Source organism: Hydrogenophaga sp., from assembly GCF_036675665.1.
Classification (GTDB): Bacteria; Pseudomonadota; Gammaproteobacteria; order Burkholderiales; family Burkholderiaceae_C; genus Hydrogenophaga.
Map to the genome: position 1 here is coordinate 175,634 of NZ_JAKFEO010000031.1, position 21,907 is coordinate 197,540.

The 21,907-nt window shown below is 66.4% G+C and carries 16 protein-coding genes; 6 read left to right on the forward strand and 10 right to left on the reverse strand.

Going from position 1 to position 21,907, the window contains the following annotated elements; translation table 11 throughout:
* Position 1: 1 nt before the first annotated feature.
* Genes treS through V6M63_RS12410 form a run of 4 tightly spaced genes read right to left on the reverse strand, consistent with a single transcriptional unit; the run spans position 2 to position 7,636 of the window.
* Complete coding sequence (gene treS / locus V6M63_RS12395) at positions 2 to 3,349, reverse strand: maltose alpha-D-glucosyltransferase (protein ID WP_332742185.1); 3,348 nt, start codon at positions 3,347 to 3,349, stop codon at positions 2 to 4.
* 9 nt (positions 3,350 to 3,358) lie between these two features.
* On the reverse strand, positions 3,359 to 5,389 hold the full coding sequence (locus tag V6M63_RS12400; protein ID WP_332742186.1) for an alpha-1,4-glucan--maltose-1-phosphate maltosyltransferase: 2,031 nt from the start codon (positions 5,387 to 5,389) through the stop codon (positions 3,359 to 3,361).
* Positions 5,386 to 7,302 carry a 1,4-alpha-glucan branching protein GlgB gene (glgB, locus tag V6M63_RS12405; RefSeq protein WP_332742188.1) on the reverse strand — a complete coding sequence of 639 codons (1,917 nt, stop codon included), beginning with the start codon at positions 7,300 to 7,302 and terminating at the stop codon, positions 5,386 to 5,388. Before glgB ends, V6M63_RS12400 begins: the two co-directional genes overlap by 4 nt.
* A 1-nt stretch (position 7,303) precedes the next feature.
* Complete coding sequence (locus V6M63_RS12410) at positions 7,304 to 7,636, reverse strand: hypothetical protein (protein WP_332742190.1); 333 nt, start codon at positions 7,634 to 7,636, stop codon at positions 7,304 to 7,306.
* 16 nt (positions 7,637 to 7,652) lie between these two features.
* Between V6M63_RS12410 and V6M63_RS12415 the strand changes: the two genes are divergently transcribed.
* Positions 7,653 to 8,672 (forward strand): LysR family transcriptional regulator, encoded by a 1,020-nt coding sequence (locus tag V6M63_RS12415; protein WP_332742191.1) that lies wholly within the window; start codon positions 7,653 to 7,655, stop codon positions 8,670 to 8,672.
* 62 nt (positions 8,673 to 8,734) lie between these two features.
* Here V6M63_RS12415 and V6M63_RS12420 read toward each other — a convergent pair whose 3' ends face one another.
* Positions 8,735 to 10,138 carry an aminotransferase-like domain-containing protein gene (locus V6M63_RS12420; protein WP_332742193.1) on the reverse strand — a complete coding sequence of 468 codons (1,404 nt, stop codon included), beginning with the start codon at positions 10,136 to 10,138 and terminating at the stop codon, positions 8,735 to 8,737.
* A 167-nt stretch (positions 10,139 to 10,305) separates the two neighbouring features.
* On the opposite strand from V6M63_RS12420, the gene dctP reads away from it, so the two are divergent.
* The 5 genes from dctP to V6M63_RS12445 all read left to right on the forward strand — a co-directional run bounded on the left by dctP (position 10,306) and on the right by V6M63_RS12445 (position 15,126).
* A complete protein-coding gene (dctP, locus tag V6M63_RS12425) occupies positions 10,306 to 11,352 on the forward strand; it encodes a TRAP transporter substrate-binding protein DctP (protein ID WP_332742194.1) in 1,047 nt (348 codons plus the stop codon).
* Positions 11,353 to 11,418: 66 nt separating this feature from the next.
* Positions 11,419 to 11,949: a TRAP transporter small permease subunit gene (locus V6M63_RS12430; RefSeq protein WP_332742196.1), complete on the forward strand. Its 531-nt coding sequence runs from the start codon at positions 11,419 to 11,421 to the stop codon at positions 11,947 to 11,949.
* The gene (locus V6M63_RS12435; protein ID WP_332742199.1) at positions 11,946 to 13,262 is read left to right on the forward strand and encodes a TRAP transporter large permease; all 1,317 of its coding nucleotides are present in this window, start codon (positions 11,946 to 11,948) and stop codon (positions 13,260 to 13,262) included. Before V6M63_RS12430 ends, V6M63_RS12435 begins: the two co-directional genes overlap by 4 nt.
* Positions 13,263 to 13,294: 32 nt before the next feature.
* Positions 13,295 to 14,572: a hydroxymethylglutaryl-CoA reductase, degradative gene (locus V6M63_RS12440; RefSeq protein WP_332742201.1), complete on the forward strand. Its 1,278-nt coding sequence runs from the start codon at positions 13,295 to 13,297 to the stop codon at positions 14,570 to 14,572.
* Positions 14,573 to 14,751: 179 nt separating this feature from the next.
* Positions 14,752 to 15,126: a hypothetical protein gene (locus tag V6M63_RS12445; protein WP_332742203.1), complete on the forward strand. Its 375-nt coding sequence runs from the start codon at positions 14,752 to 14,754 to the stop codon at positions 15,124 to 15,126.
* A gap of 45 nt (positions 15,127 to 15,171) precedes the next feature.
* On the opposite strand, the gene V6M63_RS12450 is transcribed toward V6M63_RS12445, so the two are convergent.
* Genes V6M63_RS12450 through V6M63_RS12470 form a run of 5 tightly spaced genes read right to left on the reverse strand, consistent with a single transcriptional unit; the run spans position 15,172 to position 21,903 of the window.
* Entirely contained in the window at positions 15,172 to 17,058 is a 1,887-nt protein-coding gene (locus V6M63_RS12450) for an acyl-CoA synthetase (protein WP_332742205.1), read from the reverse strand.
* Positions 17,059 to 17,083: 25 nt separating this feature from the next.
* Complete coding sequence (locus tag V6M63_RS12455) at positions 17,084 to 18,109, reverse strand: alcohol dehydrogenase catalytic domain-containing protein (RefSeq protein ID WP_332742207.1); 1,026 nt, start codon at positions 18,107 to 18,109, stop codon at positions 17,084 to 17,086.
* On the reverse strand, positions 18,099 to 19,787 hold the full coding sequence (locus V6M63_RS12460) for a bifunctional 3-(3-hydroxy-phenyl)propionate/3-hydroxycinnamic acid hydroxylase (RefSeq protein ID WP_332742208.1): 1,689 nt from the start codon (positions 19,785 to 19,787) through the stop codon (positions 18,099 to 18,101). The genes V6M63_RS12455 and V6M63_RS12460 overlap by 11 nt, the downstream gene beginning before the upstream one ends.
* The gene (locus V6M63_RS12465; protein ID WP_332742210.1) at positions 19,784 to 20,740 is read right to left on the reverse strand and encodes a fumarylacetoacetate hydrolase family protein; all 957 of its coding nucleotides are present in this window, start codon (positions 20,738 to 20,740) and stop codon (positions 19,784 to 19,786) included. Before V6M63_RS12465 ends, V6M63_RS12460 begins: the two co-directional genes overlap by 4 nt.
* A gap of 20 nt (positions 20,741 to 20,760) precedes the next feature.
* A complete protein-coding gene (locus V6M63_RS12470) occupies positions 20,761 to 21,903 on the reverse strand; it encodes a VOC family protein (protein WP_332742212.1) in 1,143 nt (380 codons plus the stop codon).
* Positions 21,904 to 21,907 lie beyond the last annotated feature (4 nt).

Consider the following 21,907-nt stretch of genomic DNA (forward strand, 5'->3'; position numbering starts at 1 on the left):
CCTAGTTCTCAATGCCCGCGAGCGTGGCGATGCCGGCGAGCGGGACGCCCACCCAGTCCGGCCGGTTGTCCAGTTCGTAACGCAGTTCATACAGCGCCTTCTCGAGTTCGAACAGGTCCAGCAATGCCCTGGCCTCGCCGAACGCGGCCTCGTTCGCATAGAGCCCTGCGGCCACCACGATCTGGCTGTAGGCATCCAGGAACGCCTGATTGACAAACCGCTCCCAGCGCCGGGCGGCTGGCGCCAGTTGCTCCAGCTCGCTGCTGCCCTGGGCGGTCTGATGCAGCGCCGTGTGCCTGGCGTAGTCGAACGACCTCAGCATGCCGGCCACGTCACGCAGTGCACAGTGCTTGGCACGTCGCTGTTCCAGCGGGCGCTGCGGCTCACCCTCAAAATCGATGATGAGGAAGTCGTCCTGCGCGACCAGCACCTGTTGCAGGTGCAGGTCGCCATGCAAGCGGGTCTTCACGCCCGCCGGCGCTGTCGCGGCGGCCCGGGCCATCCGCGCGTCCAGCGCGTCGCGGGCGGACACCACCCGGGAGGCCAGGTCAGCCAGCGGCTCGCTCAAGGTGGCGCGGCGCTGCACCAGCAGCCCGAACGTGCGATCCAGCTCGCCGCGCACGTCCGCTGACCATTGGGTGAGGTCGTCTCTCGTGATGGGCTCGGGATCGAACGCTGGCAACCCATGGGACTGCGCCAGCGCGACATGCAGTTCGGCCACCCGCCGCGCGAGGACTTCCACCCGCTCCGCCATGGCCTGCATCCCGGCCTGCAGCCCGGTGTCGGTGCTGCGGACCGATTCGAGCAGCCGGGACAGCTGGTCGACCGTGAAGTCCCATGCATCGCCCTGGTTCTTCACCTGTGCCTGCAGCAGCGCCAGAGGCCAGACCGAACCGTCCAGGGCGTGGAACTCCACGCTGCCGGCCACGGGCACGCAATGCCCGAATCGGGCGACGTCGGTGAGGAAGCGACCCATTTCGAGCTCGGGGCTCACACCGGTGTGCAGTCGCCGATAGGCCTTGAGGAAGATGCGCTCGCCCAACAGGCTGATCGAGTTGCTGCTCGTGGTCAGTCGCATCAGCGGTGTGGCGCCCTGGAGCGCGTCGCCGATGACCGCGTGGTAGGCGGCTGTCGGCACGAATCGCACCACGCCGCCTTCGGCAACGGTCTCGCGCCGTTCGCCGATGGCCGTGACCACGGCCCGGCAGAAGAGCTCGTCGCCCATGGCGTCGGCCAGCACGCCCACCGTGGCCTGCTGGCGCACCTTGGTCACGGCCACGGACATCAGGGCGCGGACCCGCTCCTCGTCGTCGTCTTCGAAAGCAATCACCAGTGGCGCGAAGTACCGCGCTGGTTCGGCTGGGCCCTGTGTGTCGACCAGTGCCAGGAGCCAGTGCGAAGCGCCGTCTTCGAGCATGCCGTGCGCGCCCAGCGTGGCCCGTTCCAGGGGTTCGCCCTTGGCTGCGTACCAGCGCTGGCGCAGCATGAAGCGGGGCATCAGTTCACGTTCGAACTGGTTGCACGTCTTCTCGGCCATGCCGATTCGCCAGGGCACGACCTTGCGCCGGAAAAAGCTGTTCCAGTCGTCGAACAGCACGAGCACGGGGAGGTCCTCGATCGCCAGACGTTCTTCGTGCCAGGTCGGCGGCGCGGCGTCGCTGGCCAGTCGGAACCAGAAGAATCCGTAGGCAGGCAGCGTCAGCAGGTAGGGCAGATCGCCGATGGGCGGGAACGGACTGCGTCCCATCATCTCGACCGGTACGCGGCCCTTGTAGGCCTCCAGCGACAACTCGACCGGCTGGGCGACGCGGCTGACGTTGAACACGCACAGGATGACGTCTTCGCCATATTCCCGCACGTAGGCCAGCACCTTGCGGTTGCCCGGATGCAGCATGGTGAAGCTGCCGCGGCCAAAGGCCTGGCTGCTCTTGCGCATGGCCAGCATGCGCTTGGTCCAGTTCATCAGCGATGACGGCTCGCGCGCCTGTGCCTCGACATTCAATGCCTCGTATCCATAGATGGGGTCCTGGATCGGAGGGAGGTACAGGCGCTGCGGATCGACACGTGAGAAACCACCATTGCGGTCGCTGGTCCATTGCATGGGCGTGCGCACGCCATCACGATCACCGAGAAAGACGTTGTCTCCCATGCCGATCTCGTCACCGTAGTAGAGCACCGGTGTGCCGGGCATGGACAGCAGGAGCCCGTTCATCAACTCGACGCGCGCACGGTCGTTCTCAAGCAGTGGCGCAAGCCGGCGACGGATGCCGAGGTTGATCCGCGCCCGCGCGTCGGCGGCATACATGCTGTACATGTAGTCACGCTCCTTGCTGGTGACCATTTCGAGCGTGAGTTCGTCGTGGTTGCGCAGGAACACCGCCCATTGGCAGCTGTCAGGGATCTCGGGTGTCTGCGCCAGGATCTCGACGATGGGGTGGCGGTCCTCCTGGGCGATGGCCATGTACATCCGTGGCATCAGCGGGAAGTGATACGCCATGTGGCATTCGTCGGCATCGCCAAAATACTCACGCACGTCTTCGGGCCACATGTTGGCCTCTGCCAGCAGCAGACGACCTGGGTAGTGGGCTTCGATGCGGGCGCGGATCGCCTTGATCACTGTGTGCGTTTCGCGCAGGTTCTCGTTGCTCGTGCCGTCGCGCTCGACGAGGTACGGAATCGCATCGAGCCTGAATCCGTCCACCCCCATCTCGAGCCAGTACTCCATGGTCTTGAGCACAGCCTCCAGGACCAGCGGGTTGTCGAAGTTCAGATCGGGCTGGTGGCTGAAGAACCGGTGCCAGTAGTACTGCTGCGCGACTTCATCCCAGCTCCAGTTCGATTTCTCGGTGTCGGTGAAGATGATGCGCGTGCCCGAATACAGCTTGTTGTCGTCACTCCAGACGTAGAAGTCGCGCTCGGGCGAACCTCGTGGGGCCTGCCGCGCGGCCTGAAACCAGGGGTGCTGATCGGACGTGTGGTTGACGACCAGTTCGGTGATCACGCGCAGGCCGCGCCGGTGGGCCTCGACCACGAAGGCCTTGAAATCGTCCAGGGTGCCGTAGTTGGGGTGCACGTCCTCGTAGTCGGAGACGTCGTAGCCATCGTCTCGCTGGGGTGACGGGTAGAACGGCAGCAACCAGATCGTGTTGACGCCGAGCGACTGCACGTGATCGAGGTGCGTGGTCAGACCACGGAAGTCCCCGATGCCATCGCCATTGGCGTCGGCATAGGCCTTGATGTGGAGCTCGTAGATGACCGCGTCCTTGTACCAGAGCGGCTCATGTGCGGGATCGACAGCAGGTGTGGGAATGGTCGCGCCAGGCTCTGCGCGCTGGAGTTCATCGATCACGGGCACCTCTCAAAGGAAATAGTCGAATTCGTTCTCGCGCTTCAGGCGAGGACGCAGTTCCATCACATGGACGGGCGAGCGCTGTGGATCAAGGCTGACAAAATTGCGTGCACCGTGCCAGATGAAGTGGGAATCGCTCAGGAGATCGTGCAGCTGGTAGGCCTGTCCGTCCTTGATGCCGAAGCTGTCCTGATCGAGTTCGACCCAGCCGGCCTGCGTGTGGTGCGGATCGAGGTTCACGACGCACAGGACGGTGTTCGCACCGTCGGCAGAGGTCTTTGCGTAGGCGATCATCTGCTCGTTGTCGATGTGCAGAAAGCGCAGGCCCGCATCGCTCTGCAACGCCGGGTTGGTGCGCCGGGCGCGGTTCAGCACCGCGATGAAGTCGGCCAGCGAATCGGTGCGCGCGCGGTCCCACACGCGGCGCTCGAACTTCTCCGAATCGAGGTACTCCTCGCCCCCTTCGCGCAACGCCCGCGCCTCCAGCAGTTCGAAGGCCGGCCCGTAGATGCCGTAGTTGGCGGCCAGGGTCGCGGCCATGGCCACCCGGGCCATGAAGACCGGGCGCCCACCGTACTGGAGTGCCGCGGGCAGGATGTCCGGCGTGTTGGGCCAGACATTGGGACGGAAGTACTCGCGTCCAGGCCCGCGGGTGAGCTCGGTGAAATAGGTCGTGATTTCCCGCTTGGTGTTGCGCCAGGTGTAGTAGGTGTAGGACTGGCTGAACCCGACCTTGGCCAGGCGGTGCATCACCCGCGGTCGCGTGAAGGCCTCTGACAGGAACACCACCTCCGGCTGCAACGCGCGCACGCGGGCCATCACCCACTCCCAGAACGGATAGGCCTTGGTGTGCGGGTTGTCGACACGGAACACGCGCACGCCTTCACCGACCCAGTGTTCAAACACGCCCGCGAGCGCCAGCCACAGCGCACGCCAGTCGTCGCTCTCGAAGTCGAAGGGGTAGATGTCCTGGTATTTCTTCGGCGGGTTCTCCGCGTACTGGATGCTGCCATCGGCGCGCTTCCTGAACCAGTCGGGATGCTCGGTCACCCAGGGGTGGTCAGGCGCGCATTGAAATGCGATATCGAGTGCAATGTCGATGTCGAGTCGGGCCGCCTGCTGCACCAGCCGCCTGAAATCGGCGGCCGTCCCGAGTTCTCCCAGGATGGCCGTGTGCCCGCCCTCGGCGGCACCGATGGCCCAGGGACTGCCCACGTCGTCGGGCCCGGCTTCGAGCGTGTTGTTGCGACCTTTTCGACGCGACCGGCCGATCGGATGGATGGGCGGAAAGTACAACACATCGAATCCCATGCGCTTGACGTAGGGCAGCCAGGCCTCGCAATCGGCAAAGGTCCCGTGCCGGGTGGCGTCTTCCGACGCCGACCGGGGGAAGAACTCGTACCAGGCGGAGAAGCGCGCGCGCTCACGCTCGACCGTGACGGGGAAGCGTTGAGGGTGGGTGAACGCGTGGCGCAGATCGGGGTGGCGGCAGGCCACGGCAGCACGGGCTTCGTCATCGCCAACGGCCTTCAATGCATCGACGTCGGCTTTCGGGTCAGCGGCCCGCTGCGCGAGTTCGCGTGCCCAGTCCCGCAGCAGTGCGGTGTCGGCCTTGTGATCAGAACGCGCAGCGCATTCCTCGATGAGCCTGGCCCCGGTTGCAGCAGCGATGCGAACGTCGTCGATGTCCACGCGGCGCGTGAAGTCATGGCGCCACGACTGGAACGGGTCGACCCAGGCACACACCGCGTACTCCCAGGTGCCCAGCGCGTCGACGACGAAGCTTGCACGCCAGCGGTCGTTGACGAGCGGCTGCATGGGCGTGCTCAACCAGGCCGATCCGGCGCTTCGCCACTTCAGCATGCAGGCCACGACGTCATGACCATCGGCAAAGCAGTCGGCTTCGACGACGACTTCATCGCCCGCAATGCGCTTGATCGGGAAACGTCCCCCGTCCACCGCCGGCTGAACGTCTTCGATCACCACGCGGATCCGGCCATCGGTCAGCGCGATGGGATGGACTTCATGGTCGATGCTCACGACATGGCTCCTTCGAGTTTCAGGAACAGCACGCCCAGTGGCGGCAGCCGCAGGTTGAGTGCGTGGAAGCGGCCGTGCGCCGAGACGGGCACGCTGTCGACGCCACCGTGGTTGCCCACACCGCTGCCACCATACGCGCTTGCGTCGCTGTTGAGCAGTTCGCGCCAGTGTCCCGGGCTCGGCACGCCCACCAGATGGTTCTCGCGCGGCAGGGGGGTGAAATTGGCCACCACGAGCAAGGCGTCGCCATCGCCCGACTTGCGCAGATAGCTCAGCACGCTGCCGTCGGCATCGGCACCATCGATCCACTCGAAGCCAGCGGCATCGAAGTCGAGCGCATGCAGCGCGGGCTCATGGCGATAGAGACGGTTGAGATCCGCGACCCAACGCTGCAGGCCGCCATGCGCATCGCTGCCCTCGATCAGTCCCCAGTCCAGTTCGCGGTCGTGATTCCACTCGCGCCGCTGGCCGAATTCACCGCCCATGAACAGCAGCTTCTTGCCAGGGTGTGCCCACATGTGCCCGTACAGCAGCCGCAGGTTGGCAAACTTCTTCCAGTCGTCGCCGGGCATCTTGTCGAGCAGCGATCCCTTGCCGTGCACCACCTCGTCGTGCGAGAGGGGCAGCATGAAGTTCTCGTTGAAGGCGTAGGCCAGCGAGAACGTCAGTTCCCCGTGATGCCACTTCCGGTGGATCGGGTCTTCATGCATGTAGTTCAGCGTGTCGTGCATCCAGCCCATGTTCCACTTCATGCCGAAGCCCAGGCCACCCACGTAGGTGGGCCGCGACACCATGGGCCACGCGGTGGACTCCTCGGCGATCACCTGCACGCCGGGATGGTCCCGGTACGCCGATTCGTTGAGTGCACGCAGGAAGGCGATGGCTTCCAGGTTCTCGCGCCCGCCGTGCACGTTCGGGATCCATTCACCCTCCTTGCGCGCGTAGTCGAGGTAAAGCATGGAGGCCACGGCGTCCACGCGCAGGGCATCGATGTGGTATTCGTCGAGCCAGAACATCGCGCTCGACAGCAGGAAGGAACGCACCTCGTTGCGTCCGTAGTTGAAGATCGACGAGTTCCATTCCGGATGAAAGCCTTGCCGCGGATCGGCGTGCTCGTAAAGGAAGGTGCCGTCGAACTGTGCAAGCCCGTGCGCGTCGGTGGGGAAGTGCGACGGCACCCAGTCCAGAATCACCCCGATGCCGGCCTGGTGCAGCGTGTCCACGAGGAACTTGAAGTCTTGCGGGGTGCCGTAGCGCGAGGTTGGCGCGAAGTAGCCGGTGGTCTGGTAGCCCCACGACCCATAGAACGGATGCTCCGTGACCGGCATCAGTTCGACATGGGTGAACCCCAGGTCGGTCACGTACCGGGCCAGCCACCGCGCCATGGTGCGGTAGTCGGGCATCTCCCCGCCCTCGGGCCGCCGCCAAGAGCCGAGGTGCACCTCGTAGACGGCCATGGGCGCGCTCAGTGCCTGGGTGGTCGCCCGAGCCGCCATCCATTCACGGTCGGACCATTCGTGGTCGTCCAGGCGCCAGGCAACGGACGCCGTGGCTGGCGCCAGCTCGGCGCGGAACGCAAATGGGTCCGCCTTCTCAAGGCGTTCCCCCGACTGCGTGACCACCACAAACTTGTAGCGATGTCCCGCCTCGACGCCGCCGACCTCCAGTTCCCAGATGCCCGAACCGTCTGCCCGCGCCCGGGCCTGGTGGGCCTCGACATTCCAGGCGTTGAAATCGCCGATCACCGACACGGATCGGGCGTTCGGTGCCCAGACCGCAAAGCGGGCCCCCGTCGCATGGAGGTGACACCCGAGCTTTTGGTGCAGCCTCGAATGGGTGCCTTCGCGGAACAGGTGGAGGTCCTGTTCACCCAGCGCCGGGTCGTCGATCGTTTTCGAGAGGGGTTTTTTCATGTCAGCTGCTCCCGGCCAGACGGCCGCCCGCGTTGAGCTGCAGTCCGTCGATGATCGACACCATGGCTTGTTCGATGTCGGATGCATGGCGCATCGGTTGATCGAGGTATCGGGTCAGGAAAGCGAGCCCCTGCTGATCGGCGTACATGTAGAGCTGCCCCATCCTCTGAGCGACTTCACGGTATCCGTCCTCGATTTCAAGCACACGCCGCTTCAGTTCCTGCAGCACCTGCTCGGGAACCTGCCCTGCCTCAAGAGCCATCAGACCTTTGGCCTTCACCGCAGAACGCTTGCGGCGTGACGCCGCGTCCGACCTGCTCTGGTTGTCTTTCATGTCCGCACAGTAACTTATGATCCGTGCAAAGTTGAGTCGCTTTTTTGAAGTTGAAGTTGGCAAAAATGATCATCCAGACCTTCGACTGCGGCTGAATGCCGCCCCCATGATCCCCATGCGACGAGCAAGCACCCATCCGGATGAGCTCCGGCTCCGGCTGAACTGGTCGGACTTCCAGACCGTCCTGGCGATTTCGCGCCACGGCAGCGTGGCCAAGGCGTCCGGACCACAGGGCATGACGCACTCCACCTTGCTGCGCAAGCTGGATCTGATCGAGTCGCGTCTCGAGACCAAGGTGTTCAACCGCGGGCGGGTTCGCTACACGCTCACGGCCGCGGGACACGAGATCGAACGTGCTGCGCGGGAATTCGAGCCCCTTGCCATCGGTGCGGAGATGCGTGCCAGTGGCGCAGACCGGCGACCCAGCGGGGACGTTCGCGTGAGCGTGTCGTCCATCGTCATCGACCATTTGCTGCCTTCGGTGCTTGCGCAGTTCCGGTCGTCGTTTCCGGATGTCCAGATCGAGTTGATCAGCACCCGGGAGCACGTCAATCTGAGAAGACGTGAGGCCGACATTGCGATCCGTATCGCCGACACGGTGCCGGACTGGCTGGTTGGCAGAAAACTGGCCGACCTTCAGTTCAAGGTTTTCACGCGCCGAACAGGGCGCAGGAAACTTCCCCTTCAAAACATCGACGATCTGGTGGGCCAGCGACGCTGGATCGGCTTCGAGCGCGATTTCCACGACCTCAAGTTCGACCGGTGGCTGGCCGGGCGCGTGCCCGCCGAGCAGGTGGTGCTGCGCGTGGACAATTTCAGCCACGCCGCGAACATGGCACGCGCCGGCATCGGGATTGCGCTGCTGCCCGCGTTTGTGGAGTCCAGCATTCCGGATCTGATTCCGATGACCGCCTCGATCGAGGAACTGGTGACGCCTTTGTGGCTGGTCACCCACCCCGAACTCAGGGACGCCGCCCGCATCCAGGTGCTGATGCGCGCGTTTGGTCCCGCGCTGGCCAACGCCGCCACCCTTTGAGCACGTCCCGGCTACCGGGGCCTTTCCAAGGTGATCCCTCGGATTGATCGAGATCGATGGGCTCAGCCGGTTTGAAACAGCCGCAGGAAGCGTTCGTCACTGGCGTAGGCGATGTTCACACGCATGCACGGGCGCGCGGAATGGCGGTCCGGAAAAAAGACGGAACCTGGCGAGACGAAGATGCCTTCGGCAGCGGCGCGGCGCACCAGGTCGATTTCCGTTTCACCACCCGGCAACTCGGCCCACACGTAGTAGCCCCCTGTGTAGGCTGACAGCAGCCGCAGGCCGGCACGTTCCATGGCCGGCAACGACAGGCGTTGCGCGACATGCAGACGCGCCTTGAGCCGTGCGAGGTGCCGGCGGTACTGACCACTGTCGATGAGCTGGCTGACCACGCGTTCGACAAAATCCGAGGTGGAGACCAGCGTCACCATCTTGAGGTCGCACAAGTCGTTGATGATCGCGCTGGGCCCGGCCATGAAGCCCACGCGCAGGCCGGCTGAGAGCGTCTTGGAAAAACTGCTCACGTAGATCACGCGGTCGAGCTGATCCAGCGCCGAGAGGCGTGGCGCGCTGGCCGGCATGAGATCGGCAAACGGGTCGTCCTCCACGATCTGGATGTCGTGTTGTGCGGCGAGTTGCAGCAGCCGGTGCGCCTTGGCCAGCGAGAGCGATCCCCCGGTGGGGTTGTGCGCGAGCGATTGCGTGAAGAACACCTTGGGCCGGTGCGCCGCCGCCAGCACGTGCAGCGCCTCCAGGTCAGGCCCGTCGGGCAGGCGCGGCACGCCCACCATGGTCACCTCGGCCAGCTTGAGCTTGCCAAAAAGCGGGTAGTAGCCCGGCGAGTCCACCAGCACCACGTCGCCCGGCCGCAAGAGCTGCCTGACGATCAGGTCCAGCGCGTGGTTGGCGCCCTGTGTCAGCAGCACCTGTCGCGCGTCGGCCTGGATCGACCGCTCATGCAGGAGGCGCGCGATGGTCTGGCGCAGTGGCAGGTAACCCCAGGGGGTGCCGTAGCCGTGTTCCAGCTGGTTCCAGGTGTTGGAGCGCACGCCGCGCAGATGCCGGCCCAGCTCCGAACCTTCCATCCATGTGGCGGGGGGCCGGCCATCGCCCACGCGCACTTCGTAGTGTTGCTCGAGTTGTTCGCGCAACAGCGAGACCACGTCCACCGCCTCGCTCAGGTGCGCCGCCGGTGCCTGAGCGCGCGAGCCCGTGGCCTTGCGCGCGTAGTAGCCCGAGCCCGGCCTCGACTCGGCGTAGCCACGCGCGATCAGCCGGTTGTAGGCCTCCACCACGGTATTGCGCGAGACGCCCTCCTTGTCGGCGCAATCGCGCACGGAGCGCAGCCGCGTGCCCGCGGGCACCTGTCCGTGGTCGATGGCCAGCGCGATGCGCTTCACCAGCGCTTCCACCTTGGTGTCGGGCGAGGCATCGGCGTCAGAGAAAGGCGGGCGGTTCTGCAAGGCACTGTCTCCATCAAATGAGGGGTACGGTTTTTCTATCTGTCACCAAACTGTACCCTTTTGCCGCCATTCCCGTCGATACACTTTGCCCGTCGTTGCCCTCGCCGGTGACGCCCACTGCCCGCCCAACCGGCGGGATGCACAACCAGATCGATTGGAGACAAGACATGACCCAGAAAACCGTTGCGCGGCGCGCGATGCTCAAATCCGCCCTGGCCGGGGCCGCCGTCGCAGGCCTGGCCGCGCCGAAGCTGGCCAGCGCCCAGGCCACCGTGACCTGGCGCATGCAGGCGCTGTGGGACGGTGGCACCACACCGCAGAAGTTCGAGGAACAGTTCGTGGCCCGCGTGGCCGAACTCACCGGCGGACGCTTCAAGATCAACCTGTTCGCCGCCGGCCAGATCGTGCCGGCCGCCCAGGCCTTCGATGCGGTGCGCGGTGGCGCGTTTGAAATGATGAAGACCTTCGACGGCTACGAAGCCGGCAAGATCCCGTCGTTCGCCTTCACCAGCACCATTCCTTTCGGCTTTGCCGAGAGCGACGAATACGAGGCCTGGTTCTACGAGAAGGGCGGCCTGGAGATGGCGCGCCAGGCCTATGCGCCGGCGGGCCTGCACTACATCGCCCCCACCGTCTATGGCCAGGAGCCCTTGCACTCCAAGGTGCCGATCCGCAAGATCGCCGACCTGGCCGGCAAGAAGGGCCGTTTCGTGGGCCTGGCGTCCTCGGTCATGGGCGCCTTCGGCGTGGCCGTGACGCCGCTGCCCACGGGCGAGGTGTATTCCGCGCTCGACAAGGGCGTGGTCGACATGGCCGACCGAGGCGACCTCACGGCCAACTTCGAGGCCGGCCTGGCCGAGGTGGCCAAGTTCGTCATCGTGCCGGGCTTCCACCAGCCCACCACCGCCACCGCCTACGTGGCCAACCGCGCCGCGCACGACAAGCTGCCGGCCGAGTTCAAGGCCGCGCTGGTGGTGGCCGCGCGCGAGGTCTCCGGCGCGCTGCGCCAGCGCATCGTGGTCAACGACGCCGCGGTGATTGCGAAGTACCAGGCCAAGGGCTGCGAAATCATCCGCTTCAGCGCGGCCGACGTGGCCGCCGCGCGCCCCAAGGCCATCGAAGCCTGGCGCGCCGCCACCAAGGGCGATGCCCTGGCCGGCAAGATCCTGGACAGCCAGATTGCCTTCATGAAGGAACTCGGCCTGCTGGCCTGATCGCACGCGCCCCGTTCCGCCATCCGATGGGGTGGGGCGCCCCCGTTCTCCTTCAAGGAAACCGCCATGCCCGCCTGGTTGTCGGCGGCCACCTCGGCCGTCACGCGCCTGAACCGCGCGATCTTTCAAGTCACCGTCTGGCTCATGGCCATCGTCGTGCCCGTGATGCTGTACGAGGTCGTGCGGCGCTACCTGTTCAACGACCCCACCGTGTGGGCCATGGAACTCGCGGTGCTGCTGTTCGGCCCGTATTTCCTGCTCGGCGGCCCCCATCTGCTGCACCTGCGCGGCCACGTCACGCTGGACCTCGTGCGCCAGCGCCTGAGCCCGGTATGGCAGCGCCGCATGGACCTGGTCAACTTTCCCGTGATCATCCTGTTCTGCGCCATCCTCATCCATTTCAGCTGGCCATCGGCCTGGAGCGCGTGGCAGTACCGCGAGACCAGTTTCTCGGCCTGGAACCCGCCCATCTGGCCCGCCAAGGCGGTGGTGCCACTGGCCTTGGTGCTCATGCTGCTGCAGGCGGTGGTGGAGTTGTGTCGGGTGTTCTTCCGCACCGATGTGGAACCCCCACAGGGTGAGGTGACGCACCCATGACCCCGAACACCATCCTGCTGCTGATGTTCGGCAGCCTCACGCTGTTCATGCTCAGCGGTTTGCCGATCGCCTTCGTGCTCGGCGGCCTCTCGCTGCTGTTCATCGTCACGCTGTGGGAACCGAGCGCGGTCATCGTGCTGGTGCTGCAGATCTACGACACCATGAAGTCGGAAGCGCTGCTGGCGATTCCGCTGTTCATCCTCATGGCCTGCATCCTGCAGCGCTCGGGGGTGATCGAGGACTTGTACAAGGCCATGGAGCTCTGGTTCGGCCGCCTGCGCGGCGGCCTGGCCATCGGCACCGTGATCATCTGCGTGGTCATGGCGGCCATGACCGGTGTGGTCGGCGCGGCGGTCACGGCCATGGGCATCCTGGCCTTGCCCGAGATGCTGCGGCGCGGCTACAAGCCCGAACTGGCCCTGGGCACCATCTGCGCGTCGGGCACGCTGGGCATCCTCATCCCGCCCTCGGTGCTGACCATCGTCTACGCCGTCACGGCGCAGGTCTCCATCGGCCAGATGCTGATCGCCGGCCTCATTCCCGGGCTGATACTCGCCACGCTCTACATCGCCTACATCGTGGTGGTCGGCTGGCTCAAGCCCGAATGGGTGCCGCTGGACCCGAGCACGCGGCAGGCACCGTTGCGCGACAAGCTGCTGGCCCTCAAGGCGCTGGTGTTTCCCAGCCTGCTGATCGTGCTCATCCTGGGCTCCATCTTCTTCGGCATCGCCACACCCACCGAGTCGGCGGCCGTGGGCGTGGCCGGGGCCATCATCCCGGCCTTGCTCAAGCGCAAGCTGAACATGCCCATGCTCAGCCAGGCCGGTGTGGACACGCTCAAGGCCACGTCGATGATCCTGTGGATCACGCTCGGGGCCAAGGCTTACGTGGCGATCTTCACCGGGCTGGGCGGCGCGGACACCTTGCTCGAATTCATCAAGGGCATGGAGGTGAACCGCTGGTGGATCCTCGTGGCCATGATGCTGCTGCTCGTGTTCCTGGGCACGGTGCTCGACGAGCTCGGCATCATCCTGCTCACGGTGCCGGTGTTCCTGCCCATCGTGCGCCTGCTCGGCTTCGACGAGATCTGGTTCGGCGTGCTCTACGCCATCACCATCCAGATGGGCTACATCAGTCCACCCTTCGGCTACACGCTGTTCTACATCAAGGGCACGCTGCCCAAGCACATCGGCATGGGCGCGGTCTACCGGGGAATCATGCCCTTCTTCGGCCTGCAGTTCGTCGGCCTGCTGATCTGCGCCGCCTTTCCCGACCTCATCACCTGGCTGCCGAAGCTGATGGCTTCGCGCTGACGCACGCTCCACACTCCTTCAAGGGTCGAATCATGAACACCACCACCCCTTCCAGCCGCATCGGCGGCTTTCACAAGCTGAGCGTGACCCAGCGCATCGAGCGCGTGGCGCAGTTCGCCGGCCTGAGTGCCGAAGACCAGGCCCAGCTGGCGCAAACCGGCAACCTGCCGGCCGAGACCGCCGACCACATGATCGAGAACTTCGTCGGCACCATGAACATCCCCATGGGCGTGGCGACCAACCTGCGCATCGACGGCCGGGACCGCCTGGTGCCCATGGCCACGGAGGAGTCTTCGGTGGTGGCCGCGGTGTGCAATGCCGCGCGCCAGAGCTACGACGCGGGGGGCTTCGTCACCTCGATGTCGGGCACGCAGATGATTGCGCAGATCCAGCTCACGGGCGTGAGCGATCCGCAGCACGCGCGCCTGCGCATCCTGGAGCGCCTGGAAGACATCCGAGCCATGTGCAACGCCTGCGACCCGGTGCTGGTGAAGCTCGGTGGTGGCTTTCGCGATCTCGAAGTGCGCGTGCTCGACACGCGCGGCGGCGCCATGGTGATCACCCACCTCATCGTGGACACGCGCGACGCCATGGGCGCCAACGCGGTCAACACCATGGCGGAGAAGCTGGCCCCCCACATCGCGCAGTGGACCTCGGGCACCACCAACCTGCGCATCCTCTCCAACCTGGCCGACCGCCGCCTGGCGCGCGCACGCTGCGTGTGGCCGCTGGAGGCCATCGGCGGCGCCGAGGTGCGCGACGCCATGCTCTCGGCCTACCACTTCGCCGACGCGGACCCCTACCGCGCCGCCACGCACAACAAGGGCATCATGAACGGCGTGAGCGCCGTGGTGCTGGCCACCGGCAACGACACGCGGGCCGTGGAGGCCGGTGCCCACGCCTACGCCGCGCGCGGCGGGCGCTACGCCAGCCTCACCGCCTGGGAAGCCACCGCCAGCGGAGACCTGGCCGGCACGATCGAACTGCCCATGGCCGTGGGCCTGGTGGGCGGCGCGACCAAGGTGCACCCCACCGCCCGGCTGGGCCTGAAGATCCTGGGCGTGGGCACCGCCGAGGAGCTGGCCCGCATCATCGCGGCCGTGGGCCTGGCGCAGAACTTCTCCGCGCTCAAGGCGCTGGCGACCACCGGCATTCAGAAGGGTCACATGGCCCTGCACGCGCAGAACATCGCCATGATGGCCGGCGCCGTGGGCGACGAGATCGACCGGCTGGCCCAGGTGCTGGTGGCCAAGGGCATGGTGCGCATGGACGTTGCCGACGCCGAGCTCGCGCTGCTGCGCGGCACCTGAGCGCCAGCCCTTCCGACGGGAAGATCTGATTTTTCGCGAGGCGATGAAGTCACCTGGCAGCGTGATGACTTCGGGATCGAAGTCGGTCATGATGGGCGCCGGACGCCGGCCCGCAGGACAGGGGTGATGCCCTCCAGCGGTCGACACCCGTCCCTGTGACCACTGTGGAGCTGACTGCCATGGAGAAGCGAACCTTCATCGAACTCACCATCAGCGAAAGCGACATCGTGTTTGCCGATTCCCCGCGCCGAATACTGGTCGATGTGTCGCACATCGCCACGGTCGAGGACATGGTGAGCAATCCGCATGGGGAATGCGTTGTCACGCTGCACGAGCCTCGGGACGAAACCATCGAAAACGACACCGGCGAGCATGTGGTTCGCTGCGCCAGGAAGCTGATGACGCTGGACACCTACGACGACATCTGCCGCAGGCTCTCTGCGTCAGCCGAGTTGTCCCCTTCGGGGGTCGTCACCCCCAGAAAGTTCGCCGATGACGCCATCGAGCGCGTCCGAGGCGGGCGGGGCCTGAAACCTGAAGATCAGCCCGGCTGAACGAGCAAGGCGACAAGCCGGATTGAAGTGCAATGCGCTGCTTGTTCATGACACCTCGAAGCGGAACGGGAACTGCCCCAGCACTGCGCGGGCAATGCCGGTGGCCTGGCTGTCCACCAACGTGACCTCGACCTGGACGCCGAGGCGCTGGTCGTTGATGACCCTGAGCTTGGAAACGGGCGCACCCGAATCGCGCAGCGCTGCCCGAAGCGCATCCGCGATCTCGCGCTGCCGGAGCTCGGGCTTGAAGATCTTGCCGACGCCGGTCAGTGGCATGGCAGGCACCAGTCTGATGGCTTTCGGTACCGCCGCGCGTTCACCGATCTGTTCCCGCGCGAAGCACATCAACTCGTCCTCGGTCGCGCTGGCGCCAGGCTTGAGCTGCACATAGGCGACCGGCAGTTCGCCCGCGTGCACGTCCGGACGACCCACCGCGGCGGCGAGTTGCACGGCGGGATGGCGGTGCAGCGGCTCTTCGATGCTCGCGGGATCGATGTTGTGGCCACCCCGGATGATGAGTTCCTTCTTTCGACCGGTCAGGTAGAAGTAGCCTTCGGCGTCTTGCCGACCGAGGTCACCGGTGTTCATCCAGCGTGGGCCTTCACCCAGATCCAGCCAGAGCCCGGTGTCCTGTTCGGGGTCGCGGTAGCCCGCAAACACGTGGGGTCCGCTGATCGCAAGCACGCCTGCCTCGCCCGGCTTGCAGTCGCGCAGGTACGCCCCTGTGTCGTCCAGCACGACGGCTTTCATGTCCTGCAAAGGCAGGCGCAGGCCGATCGAACCGCTGCGTCGCTCGCCCAGCGGGGGATTGCAGGTGCTGACGCAGGTTCCTTCGGTCAGTCCGTACCCCTCGAGGATCTGCAGCCCGGTCGACTTCTGGAACGCGCGCATGAGCTCCACCGGCATCGGCGCCGCCCCACAGAGCCCGTATTCGAGCGAGCTGAGGTTGCGGCCCTGCGTCGGCTGTTGCATGAGCGCCGCATAGACCGTCGGAACGCCGCTGAAGAAGTTGATCCGGTGGTGCTCGACCAACTCCCAGAAGCGCTGGATGACACCGTCGCCGCGATAGCCCGACGGTGTGCCGAGGATGACGTGGGCGCCGCGTGAAAACGGCAGCAAACCGGTGACCAGGACACCGTTGACATGGAACAGGGGGAGACCACAGAAGAGGGTCTTGCCGGGCGAGATGCCATCACCCAGGAGCTGGCCGACGCTCCACGCGTTGGACACCTCGTTCGCGTGCGTGCGCATCGCGATCTTGGGCGCGCCGGTGGTGCCACCGGTGCAGAAGTAGGACGACTTGTCGCCCGGGCGGATCACGCGACCGCTGACCAGGCGGTCCACGGGTTGCCGCTGCAGGCCCTCCGTGAAGTCGTGTACGCACAAGCGACCCTCTGCCGCGCTCGAAGCCCCGTCCGTGACCCGAACGCCTCGGGAGTCCAGGTTGACCAGCACGACGTGCTCGAGGCTGGGGACACGGCCGAGCAGCGGCTGCAGCTTGGCCCACACGTCCATGCCGGGGCCAGGCGCCAGCGTGATCAGCACCTTCGCCTGGCCAGCGGCAAGCAGCTCGGCGATGGTCGTGGGCTCCAGCATGGGGTTGATCGCGAAGGCGATGCCGGCTGCCTGGCCACCCCAGATCGCAAGGTGCGTCTGCGGCAGATTGGGCAGCACGAAGGCGACGACGTCGTTGGCGCCAACGCCCAGTTCGTGCAGGAAGTTGGCTGTTGCCGTGATGCGCTTGAACAGCGTCTCGTAGGTCCAGACTTCCGGCCGAGCATGGTCTTCGACACGCAGGAAGAACGACAGCGCCGGCGCGTCTCGGTGGATGCGCGCTGCGGCGCCGATCATCTCGTAGGTGCTGTTGGGCAGCAGACCGTCGTGTTCGGCTTCGAGAGCGAGCACGTCTGCCATGGTGGCGATTCCGTTCATGTTGTCGCGTCCTTGAAGTGGGGCGTCATGGCAGAAGCACCGCTCGGCCGGGAAGGCCCGCCGACACGTGGTCGAACGCCGCGCGGGCCTGGGTCAGGGGCTTGATGGCGCCGATCGGCAGCGCGAGCCTGCCGCCATTGACGCGTTGTGCCAGCGCCTCGAGGGCCTCGCGGTCGGGCTTGAAGATGGTCCAGCCGTAACGGGCCTTGGGCGCGCGCGAAACAACGATGGTGCGGACCCGGCGCTTGTCTTGCCGGCTGGCCCATGCACCACCCAGCCAACCGAGCCGGTCGAAGTTCGCGAGCAGGGGGTGAACCGTGGTGGCCTGCCCCAAGGCCTTAGCGCCGAGGCGCGACGCCAGCAGCGCATCGTCGTCCCAGTTCGCGAAGTTCAGCACCACGTCGAAATCCGCGGGCAGCGTGGCGATGCAGTTCGGTCCGTATTCGACGGCCACCTCGGCGCCGAGGTCCAGGCAGGTTTGGCGGTGACCTTTTGCGCAGATGGCTGTGATGCGGCTGCCCCAGGACTGGAGCACCTGCGTGGCCAGGCGGCCCAGGCCACCGTTGGCGCCGTGTATCAGCACGCGGGCGTCGCGCGCGTTGTCAGCGCGAATGCCGGTCGAACGCAGCGCGAGCCACGCCGTCGTGAACGAATACGGCAGCACCGACAGTGCGCTGGGATCGGCGTCGTCGGGAGCGCTCAGCAGGCCATCTTGCGGCACGACAACGTGCGAAGCGTGCGCGCCACCCGCACGGCCCGTTCCCACCAGGCCGTACACGCGCTGACCAGGTGCAAAGCGTTTCACGCCTGAGCCGAGGGCTTCAACAACGCCGACGACGTCGTTGCCCAGCACCAGCGGAAAGTGCGCCGCGCCTTTGAGCCTCAGCAGGCGCTGACCGTAGCCCGCCGCGCGCTTGACGTCGATCGGGTTCACCGAGGTCGCCTGCACGCACACCAGCACCTCGCCGTGACCGGGTTGGGGTTTCTCCACGCTGCGCACGGCCAGGCGCGCTGGGGAGGTGGGGTTGATACAGATCAGCTCACGCCGCATGTTGAAGCTCCTGGATGTTGTTGACCTGCCTCGCCCCTGTGGCCGCAGCAGAAGACGTGGGTGACGAAGAGGGCGGTGCGACGAGCTCCAGCGCTCGCTCCAGCATCGCCTCGACATCGGCCACCGGCCCTTCGGCCAGCACGCAGCGGTCGGGCCTGACGATGGCCACCCAACCCAGCGGAACGCGGCGCGGCAGCAGCGATTCGTCCATCGCCTCCAGCCGCCGTTCGGGCGGTGCGAGGTGCTGGGCCTGCGATCGCTGGCACCACTGCCATACCCGGCCGCCGGCCGACTGCCAACGGTGAAGCAGGCTGGCCGGCAGATCGGCTGCGGGGTCCACGCCGAAGCCGAGCAAGGCCCATTGCAGGCCCAGCGCGTCGTCGCTCAGCACCGGGCTGCGGGCGGTGGCCAGGCGTACCCATCCCTGCGGCAGCATGGACCCGGCGCGCAGCCGCTCGCTGCCATGCCTGCGCCAGAACAGGCCTTCGTCGAAGGTGTTCTGCGGCTTGACCTTGAGGTCCTCGAACAGCGCGCGGCCCGCGGGCAGCAGGCGCATCAAGCTCATCAGCCCGTGCACCGTGAACGCGGTGGCGCGGTTCTGCGGCATCACCAGGGCACCGAGCAACAGCGCCAGCCGAATGATCTTTTTTGCGTGCGGTCGACGTTCGGTGTCGTAGCTGTCGAGGATGTGCTCGTCCGCCTGCCCGCGCACGACCGCCGCGAGCTTCCAGGCCAGGTTGGCCGCGTCACGCAGCCCGGCCACCAGGCCCTGGCCGGCAAAGGGCGGCGTGATGTGCGCCGCGTCGCCAGCGAGGAAGCAGCGGCCCTTGGAGAAGCGCTTCACCTCGCGCGCATGAAATCGGTAGACCGCCGTGCGTTCAATCTGGATGCGCTCGCTGTCGCACCAGGGCGCGAGCAGGCGCCGCACCGATTCCGGCCGCTCCATCTCTTCCGGCTTCTCGCCGGGGCGCAACATGAACTCCCAGCGCTGACGTCCGCCGGGCGCCACCATGCGTGGCGTCGGGCGCCGTGGGCAACAGGTGAACTCGACATGGTCGATCGGCTCCGGCACGTCGATTGCGTCGACGATCAACCAGTCCTGCTGGAAGCTGCGGCCCTCGAACTCCAGCCCGAGCGCGCGCCGCACCAGCGAGTTCGCGCCGTCGGTGCCGACGATGTACTGCGCGCGCACCTGGATCTGCTGGCCCGTGGCTTCTTTGAGGCAGGCACGGACAAACTGGCCATCGTCGACAAAGCCCTCCAGCTCGACGCCGAGCCGCACCTCCACACCGGGGAATTGCGCGAGCTTCCTGCGCAGCAGCCGCTCGAGCTCGGGTTGGTGAAAGGTGACGAGCGCGGGGTGTCCGTCGATGACGCCCGCGCTGTTGATGCGGGCAAAGCGCCCGAACAGCGGCGAGCGGTACTGCACCTCGGGAATGGCGACCGTGGCGAACTCGCCGTCGCGCACGCCGACCATCTGCAGGATGCGCAGCGCCTCGTTGTCGAGCGCGATCGCGCGCGGCTTCTCGAAGATGGCGTTTGCCTTGTCGATGGCCAGCACGCGCACGCCGTAGCGGCCGAGCAGATTGGCGAGCGCGGCGCCGACTGGGCCGAGACCCACCAGCAGGATGTCGGTCTCGAGCCGTGTCGCTGGGGGAGGGGCGGAGCCTGTGTTCATGGTGCGGTGATGGCGGTGGTCTGCTCGCCCAGGTCGATGGCCCCGTCGTCGGTGCGGATCGACGCGCTGATGCGGTCGCCCGGGCGCAGATAGGCCGGGTTGGAGCGCCCCTTGCCGATGAACGCGCGCCACTTGCCGGCGTCGCTCATCAGGTGCTTGAGGATGAACATCACCAGCTTGCCGGGCGCGCGCGCGGCGCAGCCCGCTGGTGTGCCGGTGGCGATGAGATCGCCGGGGTGCAGATCCTGCAGCGCCGCCAGTTCGGTGAGCGTGGCCATGGGGCCGTGGATCATCTCGGCGCAGTAGGCGTCCTGCCGCGTCTGGCCGTTGACCGACAGGCGCATGTGCAGCTCCGGCCAGCGCGCCCATTCCTGCGGCGTGAGCAGCACCAGAGCGGGCCCGACGGGGCCGAAGCCGCGATAGCTCTTGCCCTTGTAGAACTGGCCTTGCGGCAGTTGCACGTCACGCGCCGACAGGTCGTTGACGATCGTCACCCCGGCCAGCCAGCGCGGCAGGTCGCCCGGACCCACCATTGTTCCGGCGGGCACCGGAGCGCGCAGCACCAGGCCGAGCTCGATCTCGTAGTCGAGCAACTGCACATGCGCGGGACGCACCACCGGGGCATCGGCGGCCGTGATGCTCGAAGGCGCCTTGGTGAAGATGGTGTTGAAGGGGAAGTCCTCCAGGCGCAGGCCCGACTCGGCGATGTGGCTGCGGTAGTTGACGCCCTGACAGATGAACTGCTGGTGCTGGGTGACCGGCGACAGGACCTCGACGCGCTCCAGTGGCACGGAGGCGTTCTCGGGCGCGATCGCCCAGAGCAGGTCCCAATGCCGGGAGAGCAGATCGCCGGTGCTGGGTGCATGGACATCGAGGGGAGCAATGAGGTGTCCGAACTGAACACCCCAGCGGGGCGTACCGCCTTCGGCGTAGCGAATGATCGTGCGTGACATGGTCAGGTTCTGGAGGTTGGTTAAAGCCAGGGCCGCGCGGGCGCATCGAGTGCCGCGCTCAGGAACTTCAGGCGCTGCGGCGTGATGGCCTTGCGGCGCACGAGCTTGAACACCTGCAGCAGCGTGCGCAGGTTCTTCCTGGGTTTCATCGAGGCTGGCGCGTCGTCGCCCCAGGCCCAGATGCCGCCGAATTCGAGTGGCGAGTAGGAGGTCTCGGCGTCGGCAGTGAAGACGTCGCCGTCCGTGTAGTGCTCGTACTCGAAGCCATCGGGGTCGAACCAATAGTCGAAGAGCTGGCTGCCGAGCAGGTGGCGACCGATGCCCCACATGTGCCGGTGGCCCTGGGCGCGCAGCACCTGCTGGCCTTGTCCGAGCGCATCCAGGTCCAGCACCTCGTAGGCAGTGTGCTCGACCTTTTCCTCGATGCCGCCGACGATCACGAGCGTGTGGTGGTCTGCGGGCTGGTTGCCCAGATCAAGGCGGCAGAACGCGAGGCTCGGGCTGCCGTCGGCGAGGACCTGCACGTCGGTGGGGATCATCCCGAGCGCACGCAGGTACCACTCGGCCATGCGGGCGAAATCCACCGTCTGCAGGACCACGTGGCCGAGCCGCACGACACGGGCTGGCTCGATGGGCGTGCGCACCGTGCGATTCACGCGGGGCGTGTCTCGAGCCGTGTTCGTGCTCGGCGTGACGGCTGCGCGCATCGGCAGCGGCGCCAGGCGCCGCTGATCCTGCAGCAGCCAGACGCTGCGTCCGCTGGGGTCGAACAGTTCCACACCACGGCCACCCGCGGGCAAGCGGTCAAGCGGCAGCCAGCGCGCCCCCATCTGCTCCACGTAGCGGTGCAACTCGGTGTCGGCCGACATGAGGAAAGCGGGGCCGACGAATCGATCCTTGGCGCCGACCTCTGCGATGGCAATACAGGGCGCGGTCCCCGCGCCCCGGGCCACCAGACGCTGTGGCGTGGCGCTGACGATCGACAAGCCGAAGTCGCGCCAGAAGCGTTCGGTGGGCGCCAACTGGCGCTTTTCCCAGCGCAGGAAGGCCAGCTCGATGGCGCGACCGAGGGCGGGCGGTCGAGGCAGTCGTTGGACATCCGCGGGCAGTCGGCTTTCGCGCGTCGACTCGGGCTGCCGCAGCACGGTGGTTGCAGTTCTCATGGTA

Coding starts and splice junctions, on each gene's coding strand:
- V6M63_RS12460 (WP_332742208.1), bottom strand. CDS start 19,787: ATGAACACAGGCTCCGCCCCTCCCCCAGCGACACGGCTCGAGACCGAC.
- dctP (WP_332742194.1), top strand. CDS start 10,306: ATGACCCAGAAAACCGTTGCGCGGCGCGCGATGCTCAAATCCGCCCTG.
- glgB (WP_332742188.1), bottom strand. CDS start 7,302: ATGAAAAAACCCCTCTCGAAAACGATCGACGACCCGGCGCTGGGTGAA.
- V6M63_RS12410 (WP_332742190.1), bottom strand. CDS start 7,636: ATGAAAGACAACCAGAGCAGGTCGGACGCGGCGTCACGCCGCAAGCGT.
- V6M63_RS12445 (WP_332742203.1), top strand. CDS start 14,752: ATGGAGAAGCGAACCTTCATCGAACTCACCATCAGCGAAAGCGACATC.
- V6M63_RS12415 (WP_332742191.1), top strand. CDS start 7,653: ATGATCCGTGCAAAGTTGAGTCGCTTTTTTGAAGTTGAAGTTGGCAAA.
- V6M63_RS12465 (WP_332742210.1), bottom strand. CDS start 20,740: ATGTCACGCACGATCATTCGCTACGCCGAAGGCGGTACGCCCCGCTGG.
- V6M63_RS12455 (WP_332742207.1), bottom strand. CDS start 18,109: ATGCGGCGTGAGCTGATCTGTATCAACCCCACCTCCCCAGCGCGCCTG.
- V6M63_RS12430 (WP_332742196.1), top strand. CDS start 11,419: ATGCCCGCCTGGTTGTCGGCGGCCACCTCGGCCGTCACGCGCCTGAAC.
- V6M63_RS12450 (WP_332742205.1), bottom strand. CDS start 17,058: ATGAACGGAATCGCCACCATGGCAGACGTGCTCGCTCTCGAAGCCGAA.
- V6M63_RS12435 (WP_332742199.1), top strand. CDS start 11,946: ATGACCCCGAACACCATCCTGCTGCTGATGTTCGGCAGCCTCACGCTG.
- V6M63_RS12470 (WP_332742212.1), bottom strand. CDS start 21,903: ATGAGAACTGCAACCACCGTGCTGCGGCAGCCCGAGTCGACGCGCGAA.
- V6M63_RS12440 (WP_332742201.1), top strand. CDS start 13,295: ATGAACACCACCACCCCTTCCAGCCGCATCGGCGGCTTTCACAAGCTG.